Source organism: Pantoea agglomerans (assembly GCF_021397715.1).
Classification (GTDB): domain Bacteria; phylum Pseudomonadota; class Gammaproteobacteria; order Enterobacterales; family Enterobacteriaceae; genus Pantoea; species Pantoea astica.
Map to the genome: position 1 here is coordinate 2,607,703 of NZ_CP090207.1, position 15,291 is coordinate 2,622,993.

Below are 15,291 nucleotides of genomic sequence, written 5' to 3' on the forward strand. Positions count from 1 at the left end.
TATTATTAATGCACTTCTTACCTGTCTATTTGATTCTCAGACACGTTCAGCTTACCGATTCATTTAAATGCCTTATCGCGCTAACAACAGCTTCTGCGTTTCAGTAACAGAGATGTGTAACCCCGCCTTCGCTTGCTGACAGATAATCTGACACTCTTGCTATAAAGCATGACTTCGATAGCCTGGTTATTTGTGCAGAAACGCCGGTGAACATATTTTATAAAGCCGGTTTCGTAGCGTTGCAGAGTTTTTAGTAGTCGCTGCTCAGCCACTGCTTCTGATTAACGAAACGCGGATCGGTCTCCACCAGACAGTGACTGTCGCTGGAGGGTTTTCGCTGCCGGTCGCCTTCAGTAAGCCGCTGTATTTACCCGCAGGAAAATCCCTTCGTTACCGGTTTCGGCGGCGATACAGGCGTAATCCGGAAGACTGGCTCAAGGCGGGTTAACGCGGATTTACAGCATGAAAGGCTGCCTGCAACTGATATTCCAGATGGCGACACGACGAAGGGATAAGCGAATTGCAGACCGGAAAAAAACAGTCCATTTTTCAGAGGTGCCTCGCAATTTATGTCTTAGCTATCAGCGAGTTCACCCGGAAGAAGGTGTATATTTGAACAGGATAAAACAGGAAAGGAAGAGCATAACGAGAGATTATTAGCGCGGGCTGAAGGTGTCTCACCACCGACAGCCCGCTGACCACAACCAACTATCAAGGAGTTGATTATGGCTGAGACACATCATAAGCCAGGCACCACCACATCCACAACCGCCGCCAGCAGATCGCAGGCACATTATTACAGAGTGGGGTACCGGCCTAACAGAGGCCAGCCGAGCCCGCTGCCACAGCTCACCATCAACGGCCGCTGGCTGGAAGCGCTGGGTTTTATGACCGGGCAGAAGATTGAGGTGATCACCGGGCCAGGACAGCTGATTATCCGGCTGGCTGAAGAGTGATCGGCAGGTAAAAATATCCCGGCCTGATTGGGCCGGGATCGCTGTTTACTGCGGATCGGATGGGGGAGATTTTCGGGCTTTACGTTCATCTATTTTGGCGAAGATCCATGATCTTATGGCAGCCGCTGTTCCTGCTATAGTACTAGCAACCAAAATGTGTTTGATATCTGATTGTTCAATATGCACGTTATGGTTAATGATAAGTTTTACAGTTACCAAGGCTAGAGAAAAAAATATTAAACAGCAGAAAACCATATATGCAACACTCAGAAATAATAAACCTATAGTAGGACTATTTTTTCTTTTCATTTATCCCATCCTTTACAGCGTTACCAATAAACTCTCCTCCTATCGAACCGATTATATCGCCAACAGGAGCTGAGCCTGTACCTAAAACAGGGTCAAATAAAGGTGGCGCAATAAGGCCAACTGCTGTACCAAATGCCCAGCCAGCTCCTGCGCCAGTTAAAGCACCTTTATCAGGCCCATCAGTAAATAGGGTTCCACCCGCCGCGATACCAGCATTTGCCCACACGCCCCGCCCCGGTGCCAGCGCACCAGTCACAGCCGCAGAAGCGCTTCCCCAGTAATCCCATGTTTTCTGCTGATTTTCAGGCAAGCTCTGATTCTTCTCACTGTTTATATCAAACCACTGGTAAGTTCCATTCGCTATTTCAGCGATGGTTGCACCTGCCACAACTTTACCCACCGAGGCCGCCGGACCTAAATAAGCCGCCCCTGCTATCAACACACCATCTTTATATCCATTCACGATGACTTTGGTGATATTAGCGCCTTCCGGTAAGTCTCCCTTCGCCAGTTTGTCCAGACCCGCCTGTTTCTGCTCCGGCGTCAGACCATTAGCTTCCGCATACTGGTTCCAGGATTTTACTGCCGCACCGTAGCTGTTCATCCCCGTACCAAAGCTCAGCGCATTATTCTCAACCGCGTTCTTACCCGCCTGCGCACCCGCCACAACATCCGCCGTGCTGTCTCCGGCCACGCCGCCCGCAAGGCCCGCCGCCAGCGTCCCCAGCGCGCTGATGGTCTGCCGCTGCTCCTCACTCAGGTCTTCGCGCTTAACTCCCGGATACATCTGCTGCGCGATGTACTCGCCCATCGCCGCACCCGAGGCACCCGCAAGTGCAGGATTACCCGACGCGTATGACGTCACCGCGCCTACCACCGCGTGCGCAATCAGGTTTGCCTGAACGTTCACCACCTCTTTGCCGTCCGGGCCTTTTGTGGTCGTCAGCGTATGTATCTGCTCCGCCAGATAAGGTGCGGCCGCCCCGCTCACCGCCTGGGCAATGTTGCCCCCCGCCAGCCCCTGAATCGCTGCCGTCGCCGCCTGGATACCCTGCTGCACCGGCCCGCCGGTTCCCATTCCGCCAGCCAGCATCTCCCGGTTGTACAGCGTCTGATAGACCTGTCCGGTGATGTCGGCCACGGACGGCTCCTGACCCGGGTTCGCTTTCCGCCACTGCGCCTCGGCGTCCTTCTTCTGGTCCGGTGAGATGTTCTTCATCTTCTCCGTGGCCGCTCTGGTAGCCGCTATCTCACCCTGCGTCCGCGCAATATCCCCCGCCTGGCTGCCGATTTCCGCCAGCAGCTGCGCCGCCTTCAGCCGGTTCTGCTCCTTCTCTTTATCAAAGATAACTCCCAGCCGGGTGGCTGGGATTAATTTTTCGGATTATCTTTTATTTAGATCTTATTCCCAAACGGAACATTTCTGTTGGAAATAAAGGTTGCAGTATGATTTCATTATTAAAAATAAATAATCTCGGTGATAAGGCTGTAACATCATAAATATTTTCAGCAATCAAACTCAAGTTTGACCTGAAAATAGGAATGCTGGCATCATCTACAAGAACGAATACATCCGCATTTTTCATGCAATCTATATTCAATAAATCATCAATATTTTCATAATCAGAATATTCAATTTCCGGCCATGAAACACCCCCACTTACAAAAGGATATTTATTTAAAATATCAATAGCTTCTTTCTTTTCTTGGCCTTCAACAATTCCGAAATCAGCACTAAGCGCTTCTTGACACTCTTCAAATAAAGTCATGTTCTCTACCTGTTTAGCTGCTTCAATATCGTTTCAAAAGCTTTTTCGTTACCCTCAAATGGTATGACCTGCTTAACCGCTTTTCCTGGCCCCTTACCTTGAGAATAATCCCATATATTGATATGAGTGCCTTTGTCTGGATCATAATCAACACGCCAACCAACTTTACCGTCGCTGGATTGCCGCCCAATAACTTTCCCATTTCCAGCACTTACTTCCAGCCGTCCAATCACAGGTTTAGAATCAGCACCTAAATTACCGACAATATCCAATGCTTTATTTCGGGCGCTTTCCCAATTTTTCTCAGGGGAAAGTATTTGTTCAATTCGATTTCCTGGTTGTGTACCAGGTTTAATTTTCCCGATTCCAGTAGCGATCCCTGCCGCACTGGTTCCTACCACCTGAGCCAGAGAGTTTATCACGAGCTGCTTCGCTTCAGGTGAGTCACCGGACATCAGCGCATTATGAATCGCCGCATTTCTGTCCGCCTCAAGCTGGATCGTCGTTACCTGAAGGATTGAAAGCTCGCTCTGTTCTGCCGAACTCAGACCGCCATCAGCACGGGCTTTTTCCAGCAACTCACTGGTACGGTTAGCATAATCAGTCTGTAACCTGCTAACTTCATTCGCTTTATCAACACAGTCCTGAGCGCCTGTACACTCCACCACACGCTTTTGTTGTGCCGCTGAGATCTGCTTGTACTTCTCGGTGACTGCTCCTTCACAGGATTTGCTGCCCTGACACTGCGACATTTCATGAACGCGAGACTGGTTTTCCTGCACACTCAGCGCATTATTCTCAACCGCATTTTTACCCGCCTGCGCGCCCGCCACAACATCCGCCGTGCTGTCACCCGCTACGCCGCCCGCAAGACCCGCAGCTAACGTCCCCAGCGCACTTATCGTCTGCCGCTGCTCCTCAGACAGGTCTTTACGTTTAACGCCCGGATACAGCTGCTGCGCGATGTACTCGCCCATCGCCGCGCCCGATGCGCCCGCCAGCGCCGCATTGCCCGCTGCATATGAGGTTACCGCACCCAGCACTGCGTGCGCCATCAGGTTCGCCTGGACATTAACCTTACCGTTCGAGTCCGTGGTCCGCTTATGTATTTCCTCCGCCAGGTACGGTGCCGACGCACCGCTTACCGCCTGCGCCAGGTTCCCGCCCGACAGGCCCTGCACTGCCGCCGTCACCGCGCTGATGCCCTGCTGCAGCGACGAACCCGTGCCGAACGGCTTCATCGCCGTGTCGTAGGCCTGCTTCGCCACATCCGCATCCGTGAACGGCTTGCCGGACGCGGCGAGTTGTTCTCTGGCCGCCTTCAGCGCCGCCGGGTCCTGCTGCGCCTGTATGCCCGCTATCTCACCCTGCGTCCGCGCAATATCCCCCGCCTGGCTGCCGATTTCCGCCAGCAGCTGCGCCGTCTCCATCCGCCGCTGCTCTTTCTCCTTATCGAAGATTTTATCCAGCCCCGGATTCGCACCAGCCACGTCGCGGCTCAGCGCTGCAACGTCCTGCGCCTGTTTTTCCTTATCGCGGATAACGATAGTGCCGTCGCTCACCGCCGACTTCGTCACCGAGTCCGCGCTGCCGCTGTCGTTCAGCCCCGCCAGCAGCCCGTTCGCCATGTTGCCGGCAAACTGTCCGCCGATGCTGCCGCCGGTGCTGATGCCCGCGCTCTGGTGCTCTGTTTTGTAATCCGCGTGGTTCGCGATGTCGCCGAAGCCCAGCGTGCCGGTGTCGAGCCGGTTTTTATCCGCCGTCGCCGTCGAGCTGATGACCGCACCGTTCAGCTGGGTGTGCTCACCCGCCGTCACGTCAAAGCCGCCCTTCCCGGCAAAGATGCCGGTCTGTTCCGCCACGCTCTGCCAGTTGCTGTGCATCTTATCCCGGCTCAGGTTGAGGCTTGCGGAGCCGGTCATTGAGCCGAAGGTGACGCTGCCGCCCGCGCTGGCGCTCTGCTGCTGACTGTCGTAGCGGTCGCTGTCCTGCTCTGAGGTCAGCGTCAGGGTGCGTCCGCTCTCCACCGTCACGCGTTCGCCGCGCGCCTGCGCGCCGGTCAGCGTGGTGTCGCGTCCGGCGTTCAGGCTGAGGTCCCTGCCCGCCTCCAGCATGGTTTCGGTGTGGGTCAGCCCGTTGCCGTTCTCTCGGCCTTTGCCCGCGTTGACGCTGGCCGACACGCTGATGCCGTAGCCGCCCGAACCCGCGCCGACGCCGACGCCGAGGCTGCCGCCTTTGCTGCTGTTTTTGCTGTCGGTGCGTTCGCTGTTCTGCGCCGACAGCAGGCTGATGTCGTTTTTCGCCGCCAGCGCCAGGTCGCCGCCCGCCGTCAGCCGGCTGCCCTGCACGAGGATGTTGCCCGCGCTGCCCGGCTGTGCGCCGGTGGCGGTAATGGCCAGGTTACCGCCCGCGCCCAGCGCACTGCCCTGCGCTTCACGGCTTTCGGTGCGGGTCTCGCTTTTCGACGACTGGCTGCCGTACGAGGCGCTGACGCCGATGGTGTTGGTTGCGCCTTCATCGTAGCCTTTGTCGCCCGGCTTCAGGCCCGCGGCGGCGTTTCTGGCGTTCGCCGCGTCGGTCTGTGCGCCGTCCATCTGAGCCGCCTGCGCCGCCTGCGTCGCGGTCAGCGCGGCTTTGGTGGCCTGCAGCGCCTTCAGCCGGTCATCACCGGTCTCGCTGGCCGTCCGGGCGGTCTGCACCGCCGTGTTCAGCGCCGCGCCGGCGGTGCCGGACAGCGCCAGCGTCAGGCCGCTCTGCTTCTGTTCTGTCTTCGTCAGGGCGGTATGGCTGTTTTCTGCCGCACTGATGTTCACGTCGCTGCCGCTCAGCGTCAGGTCTTTTCCGGCGATCAGATCGCTGCCGTGCACCTTCAGCTGATTGCCTGTGCTGAGGGTAACGCTGCCGTCGCTGCTGCCAAGGGTGCTGCCCCTGCTGAGCGTGCCGGTGCTGTCGGTGGTGCTCTTCTGCATCGCCTTACCGGCGGTAAAACCGATGCCGCCGGTGCCCATCAGGCCCGATTTTTTCTCCTCGCGCTGGTGCGTTTCCTCACGGGTTTCGCTGGCGGTGGTGACGGTCAGATCGCGCCCCGCGCTCAGCCCGACGTCCCGGGTACCGGCGACGTTGCTGCCGGTGATGCCGATATCGCGGCCCGCCTCAAGCAGCACGCTGTCGCCGCTCAGGGTGGTGCTGAGCGCCTGGCGATCGTGCAGCTCGTCGTGGGTTTCCAGACTGCTGCCCGACAGCAGCCCTTTGCTGCTCTGTCTGCTGTGTTCGGTAAGATCGGTACGGCTGTTGCCCGCGCTGAGCACGATATCGCGCCCGGCACTGACGCTGAGCGCGCCGCCCGCCGTGACGTCCGCTGCCGTAGCGCGGATATCCTGTCCGGCACTCAGCTGCAGCGCGCCGCCGGTGGTGATGCGGGTGCCGGTATCGCTCTGCTGAGTCAGGCGACGGTAGTTATCGCTTCCCCAGCTCTCATTTTCGCTGTGCTGCGTGCTGACCGTGGAGAGCGTCAGATCGTTGCCGGCCTGAATGCGGGTGGTGCCGTTCTCTCCGGCGTTGCCGATGTCGCTGGCGGCCAGCGTGATGTTGTTCAGGGCGCTCAGCGTCAGCGCGCCGTCACTGCCCTGTACGTAAATACCGGCAGGACGATCGACCCGGCGGTCGGTGCCGTTATCGCGCAGCATCGACTGGCTGGTGATATCCCGTCCGGCCAGCAGCGACACCTGCCTGTCACCGCTGATGATGCCGCCCAGGTTAGTGATATCCTGACGGGTGGTGAGATTCACCGTATTGCCGCTGATGTAGCCGCTGCTGGTCAGCGACTCTGCCGTCAGCTGCGTCACGTCGCGCCCGCGGATCGTGCCGCTGTTGGTGATGTCGTCACGCGCTGTCAGCGCCACGCTACCGCCCCCGAGCAACGCGCCGTCGCCGGTTAAATCTCCCTCCTTCAGCTTCGCATAGACCTGTGGCACCAGCACGGTCTGCTGCGTGCCGTCCGGCAGCGTCACCGTCTGATTAACCAGCCAGACGATGTCGCTGGTCAGCCGCGCCATCTGCGCCGGGGTCAGCGCCACGCCCGGCTCCAGCTGATACGCCTGGGCGAAGGCTACCCCATTATTCATCAGCCCGCGATACTGTTCTTCGTCGCTGGCGTAGCCGCTGAGATAGCGGCTGCCGGTCAGCTGAATAATCTGATCGCGCACCAGACGCTGTTCATAGTAGCCGTCGCCCAGCCGCTTCAGCATCTGGCTGCCATCGGCTGTCAGCGCGTTCTGCATGTAGTCGCTGCTCAGCCACTGCTTCTGGTTAACGAAACGCGGATCGGTCTCCACCAGATAGTGACTGTCGCTGGAGGGCTGCAGACGATAGAGGCTGTTATCTGGCAGCCGGATATCCGGGGAGACGGCGCGGATCACCGGCGTAACGCTTTGTCCATCGACCAGGGTTGCGGGCAGCGTCAAAGAGAATTTCTGGCCCAACGGAAGCAATAACGGACGATCTTTCAGGCTACCCAGCTTATCGAGCGTTAATGCGCTGTCGTAGCGCTGGCCCGCGGGAAGCAACGGGCTGCCTTGATCCGCCGCGCCGAGCGCGACCGTGGCAGAGTCCAGCTGGCCGCTTACCGCGCCCACCGCAGCGGCCTGGGTCGTCACGGCCTGCAACTGACGGTTGCCGGTCTGATAACCGTTACCCTGTGGCGCGGCGTTCGCCTGCCAGCTCAGGGTCTGCAGATCGATGGTTTCGGTTATCGGTGCCGGACGATAGTCGCTGCGGCTTTTGCCCTGCGACGTCTTGGTTCCGCCCAGTTTCTTTTTCTTTTTCTTCGCGTACCAGCGCATCACGGTACCCTGGTCGGTGGTCACCCGGGTGCCTTGGGTCGCCAGGTTATTCAGCTCACCAATCTCGCCAGCCAGCAGCGCACCGGCCACTATCTGGCTATCCTGGTTGGTCAGGCGATCCGCGCTGAAGGTCATGTTACCGCCCGACAGGATCTTGCCCGGATCGCTCTCTTTAATCTGGGTTTCTTCCACCACCCGCTGATAGGTGTATTCATAAAACTCACTGCCGCTGGTGCCATCCGGCATCTTCGCGGTGTGTACGTTATATTTATTTTTTTTGCTGTTATCCACCTGATCCCAGTCGAAGCGATCGGTATGGCCTTTCAGCACCGCGTCATGATGCTGGCTGTTTTCCGTGATGACCGTGGTGGTGACAAGATTGCGGTTGCTGTTGTTGATTTCCGCCATCGCAATCGTCGCGTCATGCCCGGCCTCAATAGTGGCACCCTCATTATTGAGCTGCCGTCCCTGTCCGGTGGCCTGATTATTCGCATCCAGCTCTCCGCCAAGATGCAGATCGCCATCGCTGTAAATCAGCGCATGATCGAGGTTGTTTATCGTTTCAGCCGCCACGTCAAGCCGCTGCCGTGCCGCAATCACCGCGGCTTTGCCTGCCTCGCTAAGGTTGTTCAGCAGCGTGGCGGCAATGGCGATATGATCGCCAAAAATGCGGCCGCTACCGGCGTTATTGACCACGCGGGCCACAAGGTGGGTCAGTTCACCATCGATCAGCCCACGGTTCTCCAGCGTATCGGCGGCGGTGATGTGGGTCTGCTGCGCACTGATTTCCCCGCTGGCCTGGTTACTGACGTTCTGAGCGGTCAGGAACAGTGCCTGCTGAGCAGTGATCGCCCCGTCGTTAGTGACAGTGCCGCCGGATGTCAGACGCAGCGTGCCATTCGCGCTGACCTCGCCCTGGTTGTAGAAATCGTCTGCCAGGATGATGCCAAGATTCCCCTGCGATGCGACCTGCCCGTCGCCACTCAGAGAGGCAGCGATGATCTGCGCCTCTTTATCGGCGACCAGCGTGCCCTGGCGGTTATTCAGCGCCAGCGTCTGGCCCTGAGCGCTATCCTGAATCGTCAGGGTATCGGCTGAAGAGATCAGCCCGCTGACATTATCCAGCGCCTGCTGGATGGTCAGCGCCAGTCGGGTGTTAGCCCGCAAGGCGCCCTGACTGTTGTCCAGCGAGCTGGCCTGAACGCTCAGCTGGTCCGCTTCAATTCCTTTGCCGCTCTGCTGCGTATCGCGGTTAATCAGCAGTGGCGTCGTGATATCCAGCCCCCGATCGCTTTTTAGCAGCCCGCCACTATTATCAAGCTGTTGGGTCAGCGCCAGGCTGGCTGTTCCGATGCTCTGAAGCTGACCGGATGTGTTAATCATCTGGCCTGCCATCAGCGTCGTGGTGCCGGCTGAAAAGAGTTTACCGTTCTGGTTCTGCAGCAGGTTCTGGCCGAGGTTAAGCGTTAACTCTTTACCGCCCTGAATCTGCCCCTGCTGGTTGTCCAGACTGCCGCTGTCGATGCGGGTATTGCCCGATGCGGCAATCAGTCCCTGCTGATTTGTCAGTGCCTGACCGGCGGTATTAATCGTTACATCGCCCGCCGATTGAAGTTTGCCCGCGCTGTTATTCAGCGCCTGGCCGTTAATGCTGAGCCCGCCGTTACCCGCTATCTGCCCCTGGCTGTTATTCAGTTCAGCGCCGATCAGCGTCGCCTGATTGCCCGCGGCGATAAAGCCGGTCTGGTTGTTTATCCCGCCGCTGCGCAGCGTCAGATCGTTAAGTGCAATGATGCCGCGCTGGTTACCACTGTCGCTGTTGATCAAGGCATGACCCTGAGTATCCAGCGTCAGGTCGCTGCCCGCCTGCAATAATCCGCCCTGATTCTGCAGTTCACCGGTGGTCATCGACAGCAAATCGCGGCCGCCGGTCAGCGTACCTTCACGGTTGTTGACGTCACCGGCCTGAATCAGGCTACCCTGACTGCCGGTAATAAAGCCCCGCTGGTTATCGATCTGACCAGTGTATAACGTCAGCACTCCGCCGCTGTAGAGGCCGCCGGTGGTGCCACTGTCGCGGTTTACAAGGCTATTACCGTGGCTATCCAGTTTCAGATCGCCAGCCGACTCGATTCTGCCCGCCTGGTTATTCACTAATCCGCTATCGAGTTGCAGCGTTCCCTTCGCGCCTAACTGCCCCTGCTGATTACTGAAGGCCTGCTGCCGGGTATCAACAGTAATATTTTTTCCGAGGATCACCCCGCCGTTGCTGGTGATCTGCCCGGTCGCCAGACGCAGATCGCCCCCCGAGACGATGCCCGCACGCTGACCACTGTCGTTATTGATCAGCGCTGCGCCCTGGGTGTTAAGCGATAGTGCCTCGCCCGCCTGCAGCAGACCGCGCTGATTGTCCACGCCCGCGGTTTCCAGCGTCAGTGAACCCTCGGCGGAGAGGATGCCGTCGATATTGCTGAGCGCACCGCTATTAAGTTGCGCATTTCCAGCCGACGCCATCACACCGCTGTCGTTGTCGGTCTCGCCACTGTGCAGCGTCAGATTGCCGCCAGCAATCACGCCGCCGGAGTCGCCGCTTTGCTGATTGATCAGCGCCTTTCCGTGAGTATCCAGCAACATATCGCCGCCGGACTGCAGCCGCCCGGCACGGTTGTTCAGCGCGCCGCTCGCCAGTTGCAGCGTTCCCTTTGCACTCAGCAAACCGCCCTGCTGATTAAGCTCCTGCTGATGCGTATCAATGATGACGTTCTGGCCCTGAATAACGCCCCTGTTGCCGTTAACCTGCCCGGTCGACAGTTGCAGATCGCCGCGCGCTACGATGCCGCCACGCTCGCCACTGTCGCTATTGGTCAACAGTGCGCCCTGCGTATCCAGTGAAAGCGTCTCAGCGGACTGTAACAGACCGCGCTGGTTGTCGAGCGCGCCGCTATTCAGCACCAGCGGACCTTCTGACATCAGCGTGCCGTCGGCGTTGTTCAGCGTCCCGCTATTGATGGTCGTCGCAGACGCCGCGGCAATCATGCCGTGCTGGTTATTGGTCTCGCCACTGAACAGCGAGAGCGAACCACCGCTGAGTATGCCGCCCTGACCGCTGTCACTGTTGATCAGCGCCTGTCCGTGGGTATCAATCAACATCTCGCTGCCGGACTGGATCACGCCGGCGTGATTATTCAGCTCGCCGGTGGTGAGATTAAGACCACGTTGCGCCACCAGATTACCGCGGCTGTTATCCAGCCCGCCCAGTTGCGTATCCGCCACGATCTGATGACCGAGCAGAACGCCATCCCTGTTGTTGATGCCCTGACTGTCACTGTTCAGCTGCTGTGCGGCTTCGATGCGGCCCTGGGTATTATCTATGCCCTGCCCGATTGCCAGCGTGGCGTCACCGCCCACCGCAGCAATCCGGCCCTGCTGATTTTCCAGGCGACTACCGTTGAGATGCAGGTTCTGACCGGCCAGCAGCGACCCCTGGCTATTAGTCAGCGCCCCCTGAACGGTGACCCGCAGATCGCCCTGATCAGCCGCCAGCAGCGTACCGCCGCGGTTATCCAGCTCGCCGGAGGAGAGGCGCAGCGTGCCACCGCTCTCTATCCGTCCAGCCTGATTATCTGTGGTGCCCGCAACGGCGATCGTCATCTCGCCCGCTGCCCGCTGCGAGAGCAGGCCCTGCCGATGATTCAGCGAGTCCGCCGTCAGCGTCACCGTCTGGGCCTGGGTCTCTCCCTGAGAGAGGTCGAGCTGTCCGCCGCTCAGATTCAGCGCGCCCGCCGACAGCACGCTGCCCTGGTTGCCCGCCAGCTGGGTGGTGTTGAGCGTCAGCGCACCGTCACCTGCCAGCTGTATCGTGCCCTGCTGGTTATCGAGATAAGGCGTATCCAGCTGCAGAGAAGGCCCGTTGCCGGCGATCAGGCCGCTGCGGTTTTCAATCCGTTGCGCCTGCAGATGGGTATCGCCTTCATTGATAATGGTGCCCTGATTGTTGAGCAGTGAACCGGTCCTGAGCGTCAGCGCATCCCGGTTTTGCTGACGCAGCAGGCCGCGATTGTTACTGATGTTTTGTGCCGTGACGGCGAGATTGCCCGCTGCCAGTTTGCCATCATCGTTGGTTAACCCGGTGGCGGCCTCTACCCGCAACGTCCTGCCCGCAACCGTAGCGCGTGCGGTGGAGATATCCGCCTGGGTCGCGGTCAGGGCGATCGCGTCCGCCGCCGTCTGGCTGTCGGCCAGATCGACCCGGCTGCCCTGCGCCTGGATCTGATTGTGTGCCAGATTTTTTCCCTGCGCGATCAGTTCGCCCTGGCTGGTGAGCACCAGATTACCGGGCTGGCTCAGCGTCCCGCTGCTGTCTGCACCCGCAGCCAGGATACCGTCGTGGCTGCTTTCAATACGCTGAGCCGTCAGCGTGGCGTGGCTGCTCGCACTCACCACGCCGCTGTTGCGTAGCGTACCGCCCGCGCTCAGCGTGACCGCCTGCTGTGAAAGGATTTTTCCGCTGTTACTTTGATCGCCCTGGCTGGCTAACTCCATCGGCGCCTGGCTTTGCAGCGTACCGCTGTTTTCCAGCCGGCCATCAACAGAGAGGCGCAGCTCACCCGCACTGGCGCCCAGTTCGCCCGCGTTACGGACTCCGACGCCTTTTTCCGTACCGGTCAGGGTGATTTTATTGGCATACATCCCGCCAATGGCCGCCACGTCGAGCGCAAAGTCAGGACGGGTTGTCTCGTCACCCGGTTTGACGCTGGTGACGTTTCCCTCTGCTGCTACCTGATTTTTACCGGTCACCACGTTCAGTTCGCGGGCATGAATTTTCGCGTTAACGGCCACCGACTGGGCGATGATCTGGGTGTAGTCGGCATCCGTCCCGTTAAAGCCGTTACCTTCGATATTGACCCGACCGCCGTTAACGTCAAAGCCTTTCAGCTGACCGTTTTCCATCAGCACCTGGCCGGTGGTCAGCGTATTGCGACTGGCATTGATGAAACCGCAGCCGTTACAGGTGATGCCGGAGGGATTAGCGATCACCACCGCCGCCCGCTTACCGGCCACCTCTATAAAACCATTGAGCTGGCTGGGATTGCGGCTGTTAACCTCGTTGAGGATCACGCTGGCTTCCTGCTTTGAAAGCCACGGGTTAGCCGCGACCATGCCGCCGATCTGAGTCTGGGTGTTCTGATGACTGTTGTTCAGGATGGCGCCGCGCCCGTCGACATCCAGCTGGCTAAACTGGTTGCGGGATACGCCCTGGCTGTTCGGAGTCTGGATATTGATCTGCGGCAGTCCGTTAGCCGTCGCCATGACCGTTGGCTGCTGGTTAGCCGGTGCCCGGCCGTCAGCCACGATATTCGCCTGCACCGGCAGGCTGATGACGCCCGCAGCCAGCCACAGTGAGAAGCTGATCGGTGTAATACGCAACCGCGCTTCTGCACGCGTGGCGCGCTGGCGACAACGGGCCATGCGAGAGTAACCGCTGCGGGCAATATCGGGCACCACCATGAGCATGCCGCGAACCCGGTTAAAGATGATGCGATAGCAAAGTTTATTCATAATGCGCACAGTCCATTGTCAGCAATAGGGATGAATAGGGTTAATAGTTCCAGTTGACGCTGAAGCCAAAAGTGACCGGATCGGTTTTAAAGCCATCGGGTTTCGACAGTGGCGTACCGGCAAAAAAGTCGTAGCTGAGACTGGCAGGCGTGATCGCACCGCGCAGTCCGACCACGCCACCCGCCAGATGACGGCCAACGGGTCCGCCCTGAGTAGCGCTGTGACCGCCCACTTCGCCGTAATCAACGCCCAGATAGAGCTCCTGGGCAGGCAGCGGCGTCTGCCAGGCCAGGGTGTTCTGCAGCGTCCAGCCGCGACTGGCGCTGAGGGTGCGTTCACCATCAAATCCACGCACCGTCCAGCGGTTGCCAATCGAAAACTCATCCTGCGGTGTCAGCGGGGTGTTACTCATCTGCCGACGATATTGGATGTTGTAACTTAAATGCTGCTTACCCAGCGTAAAGGGTGTTGTCAGCCCGGCCTGCCAGCTGAGAATTTTTGATAGCGCCGTGGCGTACGTGGAATCCTGCCAGGACTCCTCCCAGGCGGGCATGGCGCCAAACCAGCGCGTACCGCGCTGATAGCTGACACCGGCATCCAGCGTCGCCGGACCGATGTAGTGACGATGTGACAGACCGAGTCGCCAGGCGCTGGTGCGCCGCTTCTGACTTTCAATTTCGGTGTCATCGATAAAATTGCGCGACTCTCTGACCAACACATCCGCGCTGACGGTGGTTTTGGATGACGCGTTGCGGTGTAAAACCCGGCTGGCCTGCAGATCCAGTGAGCGGCTTTTACCGGCGTAGAGGAAATCACGGCTGTAGCCCGCCACCGTCTGGTGGTAGTCGTAATCGCTGGCGGTAACGCCCAGCAGCCAGTAGCCCAGCGGTACCGAGTAGTGGCCTGACAGACTTTTGCTGCTTTTTCGCCCGGCGAAGCCGAGGTCACGACTGGCGGTGAGATAAAAAAGATCGCTGAGCGAGGTAGGGTTATCCAGCGCCAGCATCAACCCGCTCTGGTAACGTCCGGTGCTTTCGGTACCGGAATCATCCAGCCAGGCACCAAGCCGCCAGAAACGATGCTGTGTACGCTCGATCACAATGTCGCTTTCACCCGGCTTCTCACCCGGCCGCAGCGTCATATGCGCTTCGACACTGGGCAGTCGTTGCAGGTTCTCCAGCCCCTGCTCGATGTCACGCAGATCCAGCAGATTGCCCGAATGCGCCGGTAGCGCAGACCACAGGTTCACATAGTGAGACGATGAAGGTGTCAGCATCACATGACGCACTTTGCCAGGCACAATCAGGAAGCGCAGTTCGCCCTGCCGCAGATCCTGCTGCGGTGCCAGTACCCGTGTTGTGACCCAGCCGTGGTTAATCAGCCGGTTCTGCAGAATCGACATCAGCTGACTGATGCCTTTTACGCCCAGGCATTGACCATTGGCCTGGCTGGCAAGGCGCTGCAACGGCACCCAGTGCGGCAGCGCCTCCTGCCCGGAAAGCGTAACCTGATGGATGACAAAACAGGGCGTTTCGTGCGGAAAAGTGAGATGTGAAGGCGACGGAACCGGTTCGGATAAGCGGATATCCGGGGCCTGAGGTTGCAGGCGTTCCTGCTGCGCTTTTTGTTGCTCCTGCTGATGCTGTAACTGCGCGTCGCCCGGCGCAGCCTGAGCCATGCCCGGGATCATTGCGCACAGCAGAATCGCGGTTGCTGAAAATCGTCCTTTATTTTCTGGCTGCATAATAGGTCCATTTATTAAATGTAACAGAATATATCACTCCGTATATTCCGCGTACATTATGCGCCCGGGCAATAAAATCTCAAGAAAAAAAAGCAGAAAACTTACACAAAACT

The 15,291-nt window shown here is 58.7% G+C and carries 6 protein-coding genes; 1 reads left to right on the forward strand and 5 read right to left on the reverse strand.

The window, feature by feature from the left end; translation table 11 throughout:
• Positions 1-725 precede the first annotated feature (725 nt).
• Positions 726-956: a SymE family type I addiction module toxin gene (locus LZU96_RS12385; protein WP_233984610.1), complete on the forward strand. Its 231-nt coding sequence runs from the start codon at positions 726-728 to the stop codon at positions 954-956.
• A gap of 45 nt (positions 957-1,001) precedes the next feature.
• Here the strand turns inward: LZU96_RS12385 and LZU96_RS12390 are convergent, their stop codons facing one another.
• From LZU96_RS12390 to LZU96_RS12410, 5 genes are all read right to left on the reverse strand, one after another.
• Positions 1,002-1,265 carry a hypothetical protein gene (locus LZU96_RS12390; protein WP_233984611.1) on the reverse strand — a complete coding sequence of 88 codons (264 nt, stop codon included), beginning with the start codon at positions 1,263-1,265 and terminating at the stop codon, positions 1,002-1,004.
• Positions 1,249-2,484, reverse strand: coding sequence for a VENN motif pre-toxin domain-containing protein (locus LZU96_RS12395; RefSeq protein WP_233984612.1), 1,236 nt, complete (start codon positions 2,482-2,484; stop codon positions 1,249-1,251). The genes LZU96_RS12390 and LZU96_RS12395 overlap by 17 nt, the downstream gene beginning before the upstream one ends.
• A 172-nt stretch (positions 2,485-2,656) precedes the next feature.
• The gene (locus LZU96_RS12400; protein ID WP_233984613.1) at positions 2,657-3,034 is read right to left on the reverse strand and encodes a hypothetical protein; all 378 of its coding nucleotides are present in this window, start codon (positions 3,032-3,034) and stop codon (positions 2,657-2,659) included.
• 5 nt (positions 3,035-3,039) lie between these two features.
• Positions 3,040-13,434 (reverse strand): hemagglutinin repeat-containing protein, encoded by a 10,395-nt coding sequence (locus LZU96_RS12405; RefSeq protein ID WP_233984614.1) that lies wholly within the window; start codon positions 13,432-13,434, stop codon positions 3,040-3,042.
• A gap of 40 nt (positions 13,435-13,474) precedes the next feature.
• Entirely contained in the window at positions 13,475-15,178 is a 1,704-nt protein-coding gene (locus LZU96_RS12410) for a ShlB/FhaC/HecB family hemolysin secretion/activation protein (RefSeq protein WP_409520469.1), read from the reverse strand.
• Positions 15,179-15,291 lie beyond the last annotated feature (113 nt).